The sequence below is a fragment of the Candidatus Melainabacteria bacterium RIFOXYA2_FULL_32_9 genome (assembly GCA_001784615.1).
Taxonomy (GTDB): Bacteria; Cyanobacteriota; Vampirovibrionia; order Gastranaerophilales; family UBA9579; genus UBA9579.
The window spans coordinates 1-16,991 of the sequence record MFRQ01000074.1 but is presented as its reverse complement, the minus strand read 5'-3'; the positions used below and the strand labels follow the sequence as shown (position 1 = coordinate 16,991).

14 protein-coding genes are annotated in these 16,991 nt (G+C 32.2%); 5 read left to right on the top strand and 9 right to left on the bottom strand.

Going from position 1 to position 16,991, the window contains the following annotated elements:
• Window positions 1-5 precede the first annotated feature (5 nt).
• From A2255_06430 to A2255_06420, 3 genes are all read left to right on the top strand, one after another.
• Window positions 6-1,574: a tRNA uridine-5-carboxymethylaminomethyl(34) synthesis enzyme MnmG gene (locus tag A2255_06430; protein ID OGI21012.1), complete on the top strand. Its 1,569-nt coding sequence runs from the start codon at window positions 6-8 to the stop codon at window positions 1,572-1,574.
• Window positions 1,575-1,861: 287 nt separating this feature from the next.
• On the top strand, window positions 1,862-2,458 hold the full coding sequence (locus A2255_06425; GenBank protein ID OGI21011.1) for a hypothetical protein: 597 nt from the start codon (window positions 1,862-1,864) through the stop codon (window positions 2,456-2,458).
• Window positions 2,459-2,670: 212 nt separating this feature from the next.
• Complete coding sequence (locus tag A2255_06420; GenBank protein ID OGI21010.1) at window positions 2,671-3,096, top strand: hypothetical protein; 426 nt, start codon at window positions 2,671-2,673, stop codon at window positions 3,094-3,096.
• A 311-nt stretch (window positions 3,097-3,407) separates the two neighbouring features.
• Here the strand turns inward: A2255_06420 and A2255_06415 are convergent, their stop codons facing one another.
• From A2255_06415 to A2255_06390, 6 genes are all read right to left on the bottom strand, one after another.
• Complete coding sequence (locus A2255_06415) at window positions 3,408-4,415, bottom strand: GDP-mannose 4,6-dehydratase (protein ID OGI21009.1); 1,008 nt, start codon at window positions 4,413-4,415, stop codon at window positions 3,408-3,410.
• A gap of 47 nt (window positions 4,416-4,462) precedes the next feature.
• Window positions 4,463-4,873 (bottom strand): hypothetical protein, encoded by a 411-nt coding sequence (locus A2255_06410; GenBank protein ID OGI21008.1) that lies wholly within the window; start codon window positions 4,871-4,873, stop codon window positions 4,463-4,465.
• Between the two features lie 122 nt (window positions 4,874-4,995).
• Entirely contained in the window at window positions 4,996-5,538 is a 543-nt protein-coding gene (locus tag A2255_06405) for a hypothetical protein (protein OGI21007.1), read from the bottom strand.
• A gap of 12 nt (window positions 5,539-5,550) precedes the next feature.
• Entirely contained in the window at window positions 5,551-6,183 is a 633-nt protein-coding gene (locus A2255_06400; GenBank protein OGI21006.1) for a hypothetical protein, read from the bottom strand.
• A gap of 396 nt (window positions 6,184-6,579) precedes the next feature.
• Complete coding sequence (locus A2255_06395) at window positions 6,580-7,251, bottom strand: hypothetical protein (protein ID OGI21005.1); 672 nt, start codon at window positions 7,249-7,251, stop codon at window positions 6,580-6,582.
• Between the two features lie 643 nt (window positions 7,252-7,894).
• Entirely contained in the window at window positions 7,895-10,048 is a 2,154-nt protein-coding gene (locus A2255_06390) for a hypothetical protein (GenBank protein ID OGI21004.1), read from the bottom strand.
• A gap of 343 nt (window positions 10,049-10,391) precedes the next feature.
• On the opposite strand from A2255_06390, the gene A2255_06385 reads away from it, so the two are divergent.
• Window positions 10,392-11,015 (top strand): hypothetical protein, encoded by a 624-nt coding sequence (locus A2255_06385; protein OGI21003.1) that lies wholly within the window; start codon window positions 10,392-10,394, stop codon window positions 11,013-11,015.
• Window positions 11,016-11,121: 106 nt separating this feature from the next.
• On the opposite strand, the gene A2255_06380 is transcribed toward A2255_06385, so the two are convergent.
• Genes A2255_06380 through A2255_06370 form a run of 3 tightly spaced genes read right to left on the bottom strand, consistent with a single transcriptional unit; the run spans window position 11,122 to window position 15,164 of the window.
• Window positions 11,122-12,216 (bottom strand): RNA polymerase sigma factor RpoD, encoded by a 1,095-nt coding sequence (locus A2255_06380; protein OGI21002.1) that lies wholly within the window; start codon window positions 12,214-12,216, stop codon window positions 11,122-11,124.
• Window positions 12,197-14,131 carry a DNA primase gene (locus A2255_06375; GenBank protein OGI21001.1) on the bottom strand — a complete coding sequence of 645 codons (1,935 nt, stop codon included), beginning with the start codon at window positions 14,129-14,131 and terminating at the stop codon, window positions 12,197-12,199. The genes A2255_06380 and A2255_06375 overlap by 20 nt, the downstream gene beginning before the upstream one ends.
• A 55-nt stretch (window positions 14,132-14,186) precedes the next feature.
• Entirely contained in the window at window positions 14,187-15,164 is a 978-nt protein-coding gene (locus A2255_06370) for a deoxyguanosinetriphosphate triphosphohydrolase (protein ID OGI21013.1), read from the bottom strand.
• 336 nt (window positions 15,165-15,500) lie between these two features.
• On the opposite strand from A2255_06370, the gene A2255_06365 reads away from it, so the two are divergent.
• On the top strand, window positions 15,501-16,868 hold the full coding sequence (locus A2255_06365; protein ID OGI21000.1) for a hypothetical protein: 1,368 nt from the start codon (window positions 15,501-15,503) through the stop codon (window positions 16,866-16,868).
• Window positions 16,869-16,991: the final 123 nt, after the last annotated feature.

Genomic DNA, 16,991 nt, shown 5'->3' with positions numbered 1-16,991 from the left:
AGTATATGAGAAACCTGCTGGAAAAACAGGAAAATTTGAGCCTTAAGCAGTGTATGGTTGTTGATTTAATTACTAAAGATGACAAAATCATCGGTGTAATTGATGAACTTGGTCTGGAATATAAAGCTGGAGCAGTTATCCTTACTACAGGAACATCTTTAAACGGTAAAATATGGATAGGATTAAATTCTTTCCCGGCAGGCAGGGCTGGAGAATTCCCTGCTGTTGGTCTTTCTGAATCTCTGACTAAACTAGGCTTTACTGTTGGAAGATTAAAAACGGGAACACCTGCCAGGGTTGATGCTAGAACCATCGATTTTTCAAGACTTATAATTCAGCCTGGTGATCAGGAGTTGAATTTCTTCTCTTTTGAACCTGACAGGCCAGTCAAAGAACAAATACCGTGCTATTTAACCAGAACTACTCAAGAAACTCATAATATTATAATGGCAAATCTTGATAAATCCCCTCTGTATCAGGGATTGATTAAGGGTGTGGGTCCGAGATATTGTCCTTCAATTGAAGATAAAGTTGTACGTTTTGCCCATAGAGAATCTCACCACATATTTATTGAACCAGAGGGCAGAGATACTTATGAGACTTATGTGCAGGGATTTTCAACGAGCCTTCCTGCTGATGTTCAGTTCCAAATGCTTAGATCTCTTCCTGGTTTAGAAAAAGTTGATGTTTTAAAGCCTGCTTATGCCGTTGAATATGATTATATACCTGCTATTCAACTTTCTCATACACTTATGACCAAAAGAATAGAAGGATTGTTTTGTGCAGGTCAGATTAATGGTACCAGTGGGTATGAAGAAGCAGCAGCGCAAGGGCTTATAGCAGGGATTAATACAGTAAGACTTCTAAATAATAAGGAAATGATTATCCTATCTAGAAGCAGTTCTTATATTGGTACTTTAATTGACGATCTTGTCACAAAAGATATTGATGAGCCTTATAGAATGCTTACTTCAAGGTCAGAATACAGACTTATTCTTAGACAGGATAATGCAGATACAAGATTAACCACGATAGGATATGAGGTTGGGCTTATTTCTCCTGAAAGATGGCAGAGATTTAAAGAAAAACAGGAAATAATTGAGCAAGAAAAAGTAAGACTGGAAATGGTTAGAGTTAGACCGGAAACCTGGGTTAATGAGATTCTTGCTGATTATAATGAGAAAATCGAGACGGGTTATAGTTTGGCAGGGCTTATGAAAAGACCTAATTTAGGATATCAAGCCATAAAAAGAATTGATAAAACAGCTCAGGAACTTAATTTGCCTAAAGAAATTGGTGAACAGATTGAAATTGAACTTAAGTATACAGGATATATAGAAAGACAAAATGCTCAGATAGAACAAGCAGATAGATTAGAGAAAATCAAAATTCCTGAAGATTTTGATTATGCTTCAATAGAGCAATTGCCACGTGAAGCAAAAGACAAGCTAATTAAAATAAAGCCTGTAACTCTTGCTCAAGCATCCCGAATAGGCGGTGTTAACCCGGCTGACATTTCTGTTCTAATGGTTCTCCTTGAAGCAAGAAGAAGAAATAAAACAAATATAGTTTAATATAAGTTATTAATAAATAAGGCTTTTAATTACTCTTTTGTCTATTTTGCATATATCAACTTTTAAATATTATAAAAGTTGAATTTTGATTAATTCTATTAATTGTAATAGTTTGTATGCAGATTTATAGATCTAGTAGATTGTTTCATGATAGTTGTTGAAGGAGGATACGTTCTCTCTGTTACTGGTGCTGACATATTTGTAAGGTGACTTCAATAATAACCCAGGCTGAGTTAACGTTTCATATTTATAGTTGATCACTAATTTTGTATTTAGAGGAGTAAAATATGGCTAAGAACTTTAATCTTACTGTAGGAAAAAGAGATTTTTCGAAAAAACCAAGACAGCTAAGGGCTGAAGGTAAAGTTACTGCTACCATATATGGGCATAACTTTAGCCCTATATCAATTCAATTAGATGCGAAAGCTTTTAGAAGTGCTTATAAAGCTGATAAAAACGCTATTATGCAATTAAAATATGATAATGATACTTATAGTGCATTAGTGAAAAATGTACAATATGGTTTAACTACTGATGAAATATTTAATATTGAATTTTATAGAATAAAAACAGATGAAAAGGTCAAAGTATCAGCTCCTGTTAATATAGTTGGAGAATCACCAGCTGTAAAAGCAGGTGGAACCTTGTGGAATCCTCAAACTGAAATTGAAATTGAATGTTTGCCTACAGATATTCCACGTAGTATTGATGTTGATATATCGGGTTTAGAGAATTTCGAGGATTTAATTACCGTTCGAGATATTAAATATCCTGCAGGCATTTCTCCTGTAACATCCCCAGAAACTATGATAGTAAAAATTAATGCACCTACAGGTGTTATAGAATCTCCACCTGTATCTGAGGAAGTAGCTAAATTAACCTAATAACGTAGTTGTTTTGAATTATGTAGTGAATAAATAAACCGGATATATTTTTCTGTAGTTATAATCCTTTGAGTTGATAAGGGAATAAGGCTGCTAAAATATATCCGGTTTATCTCAAATTAATTTGAACGCTTAATTTAGCCTCCTGATTTATTCAAAAAATGTTGTTCAATTTTATAATTGCATATACTGAAATGAGAGGCAGATATGTTATGGATAATTTAATATTGAGAAAGGCTCAGCAAAGTGATATTAGAAAGATTGCACCATATTTAGCTGAATTTAAACTTGATACAGAAAATGTTTCTGCTGAACAATTCGTTATTGCAGAAATAAATGGTAATTTGGCTGGTTTTGGAAGGATTAAACCCTATGAAAATATTTATGAATTATCTTCTATAGGAGTAGTGCCTGAATATAGGAAAAAAGGTGTTGGAGAAAGCTTGATAAAGCATTTAATAGAAACTTGTCCTGCTAATGAGGTATGGATAAGTACTAAGATTGTTGAATATTTTAGAAAAATTGGTTTTGAAGAAGTAGATAACGTGCCTGAGGAGATAAAACAAAAAACCCTTAGAGTTTGTAGAAACTTCTATGAATCTGTTACAGATTCATACTATATGGTATTTAAAAAATAAAGTGCTTGCCTAGAAAATGTTAAAATACACTAATAATAAAGAATGTCATTGCGATCCTGCAACGCAGGCGTGGCAATCTATATGATGAACATTGGAAAACACAGTCACTTTTCTAAATTCATCAATCTTAGTATTAAAACTATGGTTTTTAATGGTGCAGCTTTGCTGCTTCCTCGTAATGACAGTTTGGACGATTTTTTAAATTTAATAAATAACGAAAACTGCAAATATTAGAAATCTATTACCAATCATTAAATATTATTCTGGGCAAGCACCAAAAATAATTTAGTAGAAAGAGTAAAAGCCATAATCTATATGGCTTTTACTCTTTCAATATTTGCTCCTTCGGCCTTTAAGTCAGCATCGACCATAATTCTCACCAGTTCTTTGAAAGAAACCTTTGGTTCCCAACCAAGTTTTTGTCTTGCTTTTGTTGGATCTCCGATTAACAAATCAACTTCAGCAGGTCTGAAATATCTTGGATCGATTTTAACATACTTATTCCAGTCTAATCCTGCATATCCAAAGGCTTCATCGAGAAATTCCCTGATAGAATATGTTTCGCCTGTTGCAATAACATAATCATCGGGATGATCCTGTTGTAACATCATCCACATAGCCTCAACATAATCTTTTGCATAACCCCAATCACGTTTAGAATCAAGGTTACCAAGGAAAAGTTTGTCTTGTTTTCCTGCTAGAATTCTGGCAAGAGCTTTTGTGATTTTTCTTGTTACAAAGGTCTCTCCTCTTCTCGGAGATTCATGGTTAAATAAGATTCCATTGCAGGCAAACATATTATAACTTTCTCTATAATTTACTGTTATCCAGTAGGCATAGAGCTTTGCGACAGCATAAGGGCTGCGTGGATAAAATGGAGTTGTCTCTTTTTGAGGTACTTCTTGAACTTTACCATATAATTCACTTGATGATGCCTGGTAAAATTTTGTATTAATCTGTGTATCTTTTATAGCATCTAAAAGCCTTAATGTGCCAAGTCCCGTTACATCTCCGGTATACTCAGGAGTGTCAAAGCTTACTCTAACATGACTTTGTGCTCCAAGGTGGTAGATTTCATCAGGGACTATTTTTTCTAATAGCCTTGAAACGTTAGATGAATCTGATAAATCTCCATAATGTAAAAATAATCTAGTTCCTTCAATATGTGGATCGTTATATAAATGATCAATTCTGTCTGTATTAAACGAACTGGATCTTCTTATAATTCCGTGTACTTCATATCCTTTTTCTAATAATAATTCTGTAAGATACGAGCCATCCTGGCCTGTTATTCCTGTTATTAAAGCTTTTTTGGTCATCTTTAATTTATTTCCTGTAATAATCTATTTCAATAAAAATCTTTTAATTAGTCCTCTAAAAATTCAGATATTTTTTCTCTTAAGCTTTTTGTTACAAAAGGCTCTATAGGAATTTTTCCAACATCGGGAAGAATTTCTTCTTTTATAAAGTCTTTTACGTTTCCAGTATTATATGTAGCAATTATGATAACTTCAGGATTTATTTCGGCCATATCATAAGGTGCTACAGCTTTACAGCCTTTAAATTCTTCATCTGATCCAAAGAACTTTTGATCCGCAACTCCAACAATATTTAAATCTGATAAATTATAGTTATCAAATATTACTGATGATAATATACCTGCACCATATATAACGGCTTTTTTACCTTTATATTTTTTTGCTAATTGATCTATTCTTTTTTGTTGATTTTTTCCGCTTATCCATTCTTTTAATGCATCATAATCTTTGTAAATCATATTATTCTCTCCTATCCAAACTATATCCAATAATAAATTTATATCAAAAAATTAGATTTTGTACTAAACCAAAAAAGGTAATTAATAAGTTTATAAACTATTTTAGCGATAAGGATATAAACTTAATAAGCATAATCATTTTCAAATAGATCATCCTCATCATCTTTTAAACTAGATAAATCCTCAAAATAGGCAGTTTCAAAGTCTTCAGGTAAATTATCTGAATCTGGCCAGATTGTAAAGCTATCGAATATACATTCAGTTAAATTTTCTGCTGAGCAAAGATCAGATCCAGATAAGTCAGTTTCTGATAAGTCAGTGCCGCTAAAATCCGCATCTGTAAAGTCACAATCTAATAATTTTGCTCCTTTAAATTTTGTGCCAACTAATGTAGCTCCAATAAAATCGCAATTTTTCAGAGTGGTTTTTGCGAAATCTGCTGAGGTTAGATCACTACTAGAAAAATCCGCATTAGAAAATTCAGATTCGCTAAAATCAGCACCTGCTAGATCAGCTTTACTTAAATTAGCTTTAGTAATTTCTGTATCCCTTAAGTCTAGTTCGCTTAAATCAAGTAATCTATCTTGATCGTAAGGTCTTGTTTCATTAAACTCATCTATAAAACCATTTTTTAAAAGGTGAATTAATTCGTCTCTACTACTCATATTTACCTCTAGCTAGTCAATTATATTCATTTGTAAGGCAAGAAGAACTGCCTGTGTTCTATTGGTGACATTTAGCTTCTTAAATATGCTGTTTAAATGGGTTTTGACAGTAACTTCACGTACAAATAATTTTTCTGCTATTTCTTGATTATTGGCCCCCTGTGCCACAAGTTGTAATACTTCTTTCTCCCTGTTTGTTAAAGGGATAATAGGTTCATCTGAAGTGAAGGGTAAGCTCATAGATTTGCTTTGGTTCTTTTTCTGACCCCAACTGTACCTTCTTAATAATGCTTCAACACGGGCAAGAAGATTTGGAAGAGCAAATGGTTTAGATATATAGTCATCAGCTCCAAATTTTAATCCTGAAACTTCTTTTTGTTCACTATCAAGAGCGGTTAACATAATAACAGGTATGTCTTCAAATTCTTGGTTATTTCTTATTGCTTTTAGAGTTTCCCATCCATCCATATTTGGCATCATTATATCGAGAATTATAAGATTAAACTTTTGCTCTTTTGCGTTAAGAATTTTCAATGCTTGAAGACCATCGTGTGCGACGGATACTTCGTACCCATACATTGGTAATACATCTTTTAAATATTTTGGGTTATCATCAACCACAAGTATGTTTGCTATTGAGGACATTATTTATGATCCTTTTTTCATTCTTACCCTAACAATAATAATAGCAGATTTTTAAAGGTTTTATTTATAAATTTATTATAGCAGTTTGTAGAATATTTGTTATAGTAAGATTTAAATAGCTGAATAATCTAGTGAAACTTTTTTACTTGGTCATAGAAATTCATTAACAAATAAAATAACTCGAATTGCTACCTGCATAAATTTATGATTAGAGATTACCACGCAAGTATGACCATTTCTTAAAGCCACGAGTCAGGGCTCGTAATGACATCTAAAATTATTTAAGTAGCAATTATATTTATTGGTTTTATCCCATACTTTTAGAATATATTCGCATCCGTGGGTTTTTTTGGGAATATACTCTTCTGCAACAATTTAAGTGAGTTATAAAACTTCTTATACTAAACCATCTTTTAATGCTTTTATCGCTGCTTGTGTTCTGTCATCTACTGATAACTTTTGCAGAATATTGCAAACATGAGCTTTAGCTGTATGGATGCTTACACATAACTTTTCTGATATTTCTGCATTGCTGTAACCATCTACAATAAGTCTTAATACATCCATTTCTCTGTCGGTAAGTTGTATTTTCTCTTCTGTTTCTTTAGGGTCTTCTGCTGATATGACTAATTTACCATTAGATAAGGTTTTTAGAATGGTTTCAGCAATTGCAGGATCAAACCAGGCGGCTCCATCATATACTGATTCAATAACATGGATAAGTCTGTCAGGTTCTATATCTTTTAGACAATATGCGTTAGCCCCTGCTCCAAGTGCAGCCCAGACTTCAGCTTCATTGTTGTGCGAGGTTAAAATAATAACTTTTATTTTATTATCATTTTTTTTAATTAATTTTGTGGCTTCAATTCCGTTTATGCCGGGTAAACCTAAATCCATTAATACAATATCGGGTTTATGCTCTTTTGCCAGGCAAATACCTGTTTCTCCGTCTTCGGCTTCCAATATTAGTTTTACATGATCTAATGATTCTAAGGCTGTCTTTAAGCCAAATCTTGTAAGGGTATGATCTTCAACGATTAAAATGCCTAGCTCGCATAATTTATTCACAAATTTGCTCCTGATTTTATTTTTACAGTGAAAGAGCGTACATACTATATACCATGCTAGTTGAAACTATTAAACAAAAAATATTGATAAATTAAGAGATCTAAACTAAAAGCCGGTAGTTTATTTCAAAAATAATGCTTTTCACTTTGCATAAAAAACAGGACTTACGTAAAAACGTAAATTGATTAATATTATAGGGTTAAATTAATGACTATAGCTAGTGAATTGATAAAGGTTAGTACATTTTTTGAATATTTAAGGAACAAACAAAAAATTATTGCGTATTTTAAAACTCAAATCTGTCATTGCGAGCGAAGCGAAGCAATCCATTAAATAATGCTATAATTTGGATTGCCACGTCGGGCTTTCAGCCCTCCTCGCAATGACAATATCACTTTATGCGTAAGTATTTTTTGTTACCTCCTTTACTTTAAAATCGCAAATATTTTAATGGACGAGTATTTACAAAAAGCCAGGATGTCATGCCGGACTTGATCCGGCATCTATCCAATTAACATTTATAGCTTAGAATTGAAACATAGACAGATCCCGCATCAAGTGCGGGATGACAATTCCCGAGAGAATTTTAGAAATTATTTCTCATTATTTCTACATTTAGAACAATAATTAATGTGGTATAGTATTAGCTATCTAATGGTAAGCTGAAATAAAAGGTACTCCCTTTTCCTAGTTGGCTCTCTACCCAGATTTTCCCATTATGCTTTTCAATAATTCTTTTTGATAAATATAATCCTAATCCTGTTCCTATTTTACGGAATTTCTTAGCTTTAGAGAAAAACCTGTCAAATATAATCTCATATTCGGATTCGGGGATTCCTTTTCCTGTATCTGTTACTTTAACTATAATCTCATTGTTTTTTTCTTCTGCATCTATGGCAATTACACCACCTTTTGGAGTATAAGTAATTGCATTGCTTATTAAATTATTTATTACTCTTTTTATTTCTTTTTTATCTATTCTTGCAGCAGGGGTTTCTTTAGAGATAAAGTTGGTTAAACTTTGATTATGCTTCTTTGCAATAGGTGTAAGTTCTGCTACACAATCCTGAGCCAATTTTCTTATATTTGTAATTTCTTTAATCAATTCACCCTGGCCCGATTCGTGCTTATATGTGTCTAATAAGCTATTAACAAGGCTTAATAAGCCATTGTTGCTTTCAAGCATATTTTCCATAGCTTCTTTTTGCTTGTCAGTATAAGGACCAAACATGCCTTTTAAGAAGAATTTGAGAGTATTTGCCTCTGCTAAAATTGGCACTCTAAGATCATGCGTTAATGTAGCAGTAAAGTCTTCTCTCATTTTATCCATTTCTTTTAGCTCAGTAATATCTCTCAGTACTATTACATAAGTTGGTTCACCTGCTACTCCTGAAATTTGAGAGAAATTTAAGCTTAGTAATTTTTCTGCTTTAGTATTTTTATTCAATATTTGAGCTTCAGTTGGGGCTAATCGTTCATTATGTGAGATTAAAGGACAATTTTCCGGGATGTCTTCTTTGTTTCTTAAACAATCGATATTACATTTACATTGTAGAAATTCAGCCAGATATTTTCCTGCAATTTCCTCTTCTTCACGTCCACTCCAGATATTAATAGCAGGATTTACTTTTGTAATCTTACAGTCTTTTGATATAGTTATGATCCCATCTGCCAGAGAATTAAAAAGCGCCTCCAGATATTCTTTTTGCTCATGTATTTCTCTTTGATATTTTTTAATCCTGCTTTCTCTATCCTGTAGAGACTCGATCATCTTATTAATGTTTAAACCTAACTGTGCAGTTTTTCCAGTTGCCTTTATTTGTACTCGCTTTGACAGGTCTCCTTGTTTTACGGCCATGGCAACTCCTGCTATTTGTTCTAATGAATTCATTAATCTCTGTGAAGTCAGATGAGCCGCAATCGATATTATCATTCCGACAATTAATATAGTTAGCACTATTAAAATTGTGTTCTGTTTTTTTAGTTTGTTGAGTTCATTTGGAGATTTTAGTAGAAATATTGCGCCAATAGGAGCGTTATTATAATTATATATTGGTTCTATAGTATAAATATAGCTTTTTTTGAGAGTATAAAGCGTTTTTGTCAGGCTTTCCAAATTTGATTTTTTATAAGTACTGGTATTTAAACTTGTTTTTGAGCTTTGTTTAAAGATGTTATCTTTAGATATTTCAGCTATTACATAATCTTTTTCAATAAGCAAAAGATTTCCATTTATTAAATCGGAAAATTCCTTATGAAGTTTAGAGTTTGACTTTATAAACTTAATTCCAATTAATAATTTATTTGTAGTTTTGATATTACATGCTGAAATATGAGCTAAACCCGCCAGAATGCCTTTTTCTTTTGTGTCAGAGTTTATTGTCAGACTATTTATATCTTTTTGATAGTATTTCTTTATAATGTTTTCTGGAATTATCTCTGTAGAACTAGTTGTTTTTTTAAGTGCTTCATATAAAATGGGCTTTAAATTCTTGAAATTATTTATTTCATCAGAGTTAATGACGAATAAAATATCTGCATTGTCTTTCTTGTTGTTAATTATATGAGTGTTGGATGCAGATATTTCATAAGATTTTTGTACGACATAACTTTCCAACTCTTGAATTGAATTGTTATAAATCAATTTTATGGCATTTAAGTCTGCACCAAGATTATTGGCATTATTTTCTTCTATCTTGTCAAATATTGCAATAGAAAGCCATGCCATTATAGCTAAAGGTAAAAAAGTCAAAGTAAGAAAACTAATGAAAATATCTTTTCTTATTATTAACAGCATATTATTTTCTCAAAACAAGTAATTTATTATATCAGCAATAAAAAATAGGATTTCTATCCTTCTTTTTACCATATTAACAAGTTGTTATTCAATATATTCTTTTAATCTTAATACACGTCTTTTTGTTAAAGATAGGTTGCCTAAGACTTAAGTAACAACAGGAAGACCTGCTTCTTTATCAGAGGATTTTTAGACGATGATTAAACCTTTAGTACAAGGACTTTATGAAATTATTATGACTAAGCTCTTGTAATGAAAGATATTTGCCCCATGACATAATAATTGTTAAAGAATCTGAACTCTGCTATCATGAAATAATATATAAAATATAAATATAAATATGATGAAAAGTAAAAAAGGATTTACTCTGACTGAGTTACTGCTTACTCTAACAATTATAGGTATAATTGCAAGTTATACTATTCCTACTTTAATACAAAATATTGAAAATACTCATCTTAGAGCATCTCTTAGAGCTGGATATTCTATTCTTTCTCAAGTTGTAACGCAAATGGCTCAAGATGAAAACGGTGTTCTTCAGACTTATGACAGTAATTATGCTAATTTCAAAACAATCTTTAAGAGCTATTTTAAAATTATTAAAGATTGTAATAGCTTTGATTGTGTACCAAGTACAAGCACATCAGAAATTTATGGCACATATGCCGGACTCCCGGCAAATACAGGTTATTTAAACGATGGTCAATTTATTTTAAGTAATGGCATGCTTGTAATGATGGATAATGGTCCAGGACGAATACTTATAACAATTGATGTAAATAGTCATCAAAAAAAACCAAATATTTATGGTAAGGATGTGTTTACTTTCCAAGTTTTCGACAGGTCTGTTTTGCCTGTAGGTGCACCGGGAACAATCAATGCAGGTCTTCATTCTACATACTGCAGCTTATCCTCAAACAATGAAAGAAATGGGATGACTTGTGCTGCTTTATGGTTACTTGAATAAAAACTTTTTTACCAATTGTACACATAGAAAAACCCTGCTACATTCACTCTTTTTTAGAGTATCCAGCAACAGGGTTTCAGAACACATATTTCTCTCTTATTATTAATTATTGTTCAATATATTCTTTTAATCTTCTGCTTCTGTTTGGATGACGAAGCTTTCTGAGAGCTTTAGCTTCAATTTGTCTGATTCTTTCTCTGGTTACACCGAAGAGTTGACCAACTTCTTCTAATGTTCTTTGTCTACCATCATCCATACCGAATCTTAATCTTAACACGTCTCTTTCTCTTGGAGACAAGCTGCTTAAGACTTCAGCAAGATCTTCTCTTAAGAGTTCGTGGGCTACTGTCATAACAGGAGCATCTGCTTCTTTATCTTCAATAAAATCGCCCAATCTGCTGTCTTCCTCTTTACCGATAGGAGTTTCTAATGAAAGTGGTTCTTGAGCAACTTTAATGATTTCTCTTAATTTATTGATTGTAATACCCATAGCTTCTGCAATTTCTTCTTCTGTAGGTTTACGGCTTAAATCTTGAGCAAGTTTACGGGTAACTTTCTTTAATTTATTGATAGTTTCAACCATATGAACAGGGATTCTTATGGTTCTAGCCTGATCTGCAATAGCTCTGGTAATAGCCTGTCTAATCCACCAGGTTGCGTATGTACTGAATTTATAACCTCTTTCGTGGTCAAATTTTTCTGCCGCTCTAATAAGACCTAGATTTCCTTCTTGAATAAGGTCAAGGAAAAGCATGCCGCGTCCAACGTATTTTTTAGCAATACTAACTACTAACCTTAAGTTTGCCTGTACGAGTTTACGTTTTGCGATTTGACCTTCGTTGCCGCCGCTAACAATTTTTCTTGCCAGTTCAATTTCTTCATCAGCTGTTAATAACTGGATTCTACCGATTTCTCTTAAGTACATTCTGACTGGATCGTCAATTGATACACCTCTTGGTGGAGTTATGTCAATTTCATCAAGTTCGCCGAATGCTCCTTCTTTAATTACCAGATCTTCATCATCATCGTGATCTTTAATGCTGATTGCGGAAGATCTGCCGAAAAGACTGCCTATTTGATCGTCTTCTGCGTCATCTGTGGTTAATATTTCATCAATGCCGGAGCGATTTTTTTTAAATCTTTCTGATTTGCTAATCATATCTAATAAAACGTCCTCATTGTCATTCTTCTTCTTGCTCATTATTTATTATCTCCAATTTACTATTATTCAATTGAATCAACTCCCTTACCTTATATTGCAATTGTAATGAAGATAATTCGTCATTTTTTGCAGCATGGTAGTTAGTTTTTAACTGTTCTTGTTCTTGTAAATTTATATACTGATTTATATACAGTATGTTTTCTTGAATGAATTGCAATAAAAGTTTTTCACTTAAATCTTTTTTATCATCTAAAGAGAAATTAATATCAACGACTATTTGTTTTGCTGCTTCATTATCCATGAGCCTTATAAGCAATTCTTTATTTAATTCTTCAGCACTCATCGTTTCACTAACTTCCTGAATTATCTTATCAATTTCATTCTTTATTAATAAGTAATTTGAATCAGTAAAATTTACCTCCTTTAAATAATTATTTATACATAAAATTGAAAGTTTATCACTATTTATAAAATATAAGCTCAATAAATTTTTTTGCGCTAAAATGTGCTTTTCTAACTTTTTATTTACAATTGGTTGAACATCGCTTTTATTTTTGCTGGATTTTTGTAACGATTTTTTAACTTCTTTTGCAAGTGATTCCTCATGAATTTGTAATCTTTCTGCTACTAGATGAATATATTCATCTAGAATAATAGAATTTTTAATTTCTGTAAGAACAGGTATTAACTGCTTTATAAGGTGAGCTTTGTCTTGAGGACTTGTGATATTATCCTTTGACTTTATTATCCTATTTATTTGATAATCTATCAAAAGGGGTGCTTGATTTACAAGCTTTTTATAAGCATCAATGCCATCTGTTCTTATAAATTCGTCTGGATCTTTTCCTGTAGGTATGGGAACAACTCTTATTTCGCAGGAAGATCTATTATTAGTATCTGAAAAACTTGTAAAATTCTCGTCAAATTGTTTTATATCTCCAAGTCCATCAAAAACTGATTTAATTATCTCAGCACCACGGTTTGTTGCACTAACACCTGCCTCATCTACGTCAAATGCTAAATAAATACGCCTCGAATCTGTGTACCTTGCTAATATTTTAAGGTGCTGTTCTGTTAACGCAGTACCTAATGTGGCAACCACATTGGTCAAACCGTGGGTGTGAGCTGAGATTACATCGAAATAGCCTTCCATGATTATTACATTGTCAAGGTTCCTGATGCTTTCTTTTGCCTGATATAAGGCAAATAAGCTTCTACTTTTATTGAATGTTAATGTATCAGGTGAGTTCAAGTATTTAGGATTTTGAGAATCCTCAAGAGCTCTTGCTCCAAAAGCTATGAAATTTCCCTTCTCATCCTGAATAGGAATCATTATACGATTTCTGAATCGATCACAATACCCATTTCCAGTTGTTCGCTTTGAAATTAATCCAGCTTTATCTAATAAGTCAAAATCAGTTTTAAAATTGCCTACTAAATGATTAATTAATCCATCTGCCTGCTTTAAGGAAAAACCAAGATTGAATTTTTCGATAATATCTTTATTAATTTCTCTTTTGGCTAAATATTCTCTAGCACTAGCAGCTTCAGGAGCTTCCAATAATAAATTTGTATAATATTCAACAGTTTTTTTGTTGATATCATAGATTTTTTCTCGTAATTCAGTTTTTTCTGACGATTGATCGAATGATGGAAGCTGTAGCCCATATTTTTGGGCTAAATCAGCTATGACTTCATAAAAGGTACTGTTATTCAGCTTCATTAAGAAGCTTATGGAATCACCGCCAACTCCGCATCCAAAGCACTTAAATATATTTTTATCGTGATTTACAGAAAAAGATGGAGTTTTTTCCTTATGAAAAGGACATAGTCCCCAGTAGTTTCTGCCTGATTTTTTAAGTACTACGTGCTCAGAAACGGTATCGACTATATCAAGTCGATTCTTGATTTCAAATATAACATCTTGAGTTTTTGATTGAAGATTTTGACTCATTTATGGTTATATTTCTTTCATTAATAAGTACCACATGTATAAAACCGTCACAGAATTATAATTGCCATGAAGATGGAACAAATTTTTCCATGTATTGCTGAATTGCGAACCTATCAGTCATACCGGCTATATAATCTGCAACAATTCTTGATGCTGGTTCTGATCTGCCTTTTATCATCCATTCAATATTATCAAAATTTTCAATATAGTGGTTGTAGAGCTCTGTTACTATTTTTCTTGCTTTATGTTCTTCTTTTTTAGCTGGTGAATCAATATAAACATTAGCAAACATCCAGTTTCTCAGTTCGTCCATGGTTTGAAAGCATTCATCTGACATAGTAATTTTATTTTTATTCTTACTATTGACTATGAGATCTTTAACCAGGGTGGTAATTCTTTCATTAGTTGAATTGCCAAGAATTTGGACACAATTTTTAGGTAAGTCTTTAGGTCCTATTATTCCTGCCCTTATCGAATCATCGATATCATGGTTTAAATAGGCTATTCTATCTGTAATTTTAACTATTTGTCCTTCTAAAGAAACAGGATCTGAGTGACCTGTATGGTTTAGAATTCCGTCAAGGGTTTCTGCTGTCAGATTTAAGTCTTCAATAATACTTACTACTCTTATGCTTTGTTCATTATGTCTAAAGCCACCATCAAGCAATGAGTCTAAAACTTCCTCTCCTGTATGTCCAAATGGTGTGTGACCTAGATCATGGCCTAAACTTATAGCTTCGGTTAAGTCTTCGTTCAATTTTAGAGCTTTTGCTACAGTTCTTGCTATTTGAGAAACCTCAAGAGTATGAGTTATTCTGGTTCTATAATGATCTCCTTGCGGAGAAATAAAGACCTGAGTTTTATGTTTGAGACGTCTAAATGCTTTGCTATGAAGGATTCTATCCCTATCTCGTTGAAATTCTGTTCTTAATGCGCAGGGATCTTCTTCTTTACTTCTACCTTGAGAGCTAGCGCTTTTTGCTGCTAAAGGACTTAAGTAAGTTTCTTCGAATTCCAGTTGTTGCAACTTAATATCGATGAAACTATCTGATATACTCAATTTTATATTTCCTTAATATAAGTTTTAGTGAATTAAATAAATAGGCAAGGTTATTATATTAAACACCTTATGAAAGTTAAATAGTTTACCAACTGTATTTTACGGGATATTAAACGTCAATTATGTCAAATGAATTTTACCTTTCTTAACAAAAATTCTTTCCAGTACTTATCAGGATTTTAGCTTATTTTTTAAAAAAGTTCTGAAAAAGTATCAAAGTTTTTAAAAATATAACCGATATAAGTATTAGAAAAAAATTTAAAAAGTGTTGACTTGTTAGACTATTAGGAAGTTTAAGGAAGCTTCAGTATGACAGCAAAAGAAGCAGATGGAGGGAATTTGAGTAACAATCTAAAAATGATGGAAAATGATCCTTTTGAGGCGATATTCGCGTTAAATTTAGGTGATTTTTTAACCGAACATCTAATCTCTGAAGAGTTACTTTCTAAAATTAATACCTCCTTCCACGATAAAGTTACGGGATTAAAAAATCAGTTAAAAGAGCTTATATCTATATATTCACTTGATAAAACACTTACTTTATTAGGGTTTGATAGTGAAGATGACTTTGTTATTTATAATTCCATTGCAAAAACAATTACTCAAATGCTTGGAGTTAATGCGTGTCATATATATTTAAGCTCTAATAATGTAAAAAGCTCACTAAATGAATCGCATTGGGATTTAGTACTTGTCGGAAGTTCCACAGATAAGCTGGAAAACAATAAATTTAAAACAATTGGTTATTCATTAAAAGAAGATGTAACCATACCAATAGAATCATTTTTAACAGGACAAACATTTTATTTTAAAGAAGTTAAAAACTCAAAAAACTGGAAACCTAAAGAAATTCTTGGAGAAAATGCGACTGAAACCCTGTTAACTGTTCCAATGGCAAACAATTTTGATTGTATTGGAGTTATGTGTCTTGAACACGATAGTGTAAAAGATATATCTCCCGAACATGTACAGTTAATTGAAATTACAGCAAAATTATTTGTAACATCAATGAAACTTCAACAGTTAGTAGATGAAGCACAGTCACTCATAGAAGATAAAAATGCGACTCCTGCTGAATTAACACATTTAAGAACCGAGTTAACAGCTAGCATAGGTGATCTGGGTGATGAACAGCAAATATTCGTTGAAACTTTAGCTGCTGCTGTTGATGCCAAGAGTGAATATACAGAAGAACATTCAAGAAAAGTAGCTAATTTGGCTAGAGAAATTGCAGAATATCTACATTTAAATGAAAAAACAGTTGATCTTATTTACTATGCAGGATTGCTACAAAATATAGGAAAAATTACTCTTCCTGAAGATATTTTTATTAAAAAAGGAAAATTGACTAAAGCTGACTGGAATAAGTTGCAAAAGCATCCTAATGTTGGTGTAAGTTTACTTATGAAAATTAATTTCCTATCTGAAGTGGTACCTTACATTCATTATCATCGTGAAAGATGGAATGGACAGGGCGAACCAGAAGGATTAGCAGGTATTAGTATTCCACTTGGTTCTAGAATTATTGCAGTTGCTGATGCGCATCAGGCGTTGTGTTCTGAAAGACCTTATAGAGAATCTTTGTCTAAAGAAGAAGCTCTGTCAATAATGAAACAAGAAGCCGGAACCAAGTGGGATCCAATTATAGTCGATGCTTTATTAGTAATAAAAAGTTAGTCTAAAAAGCTCCCGTTAAGGGAGCTTTTTTACAGTTATCTCTTAGAGGCTGTTTGAAAAGTCTATTATTTAGCTAATTGTCTAAGCATCAAATGTAACATTGATATGTAAATCATATTTTCA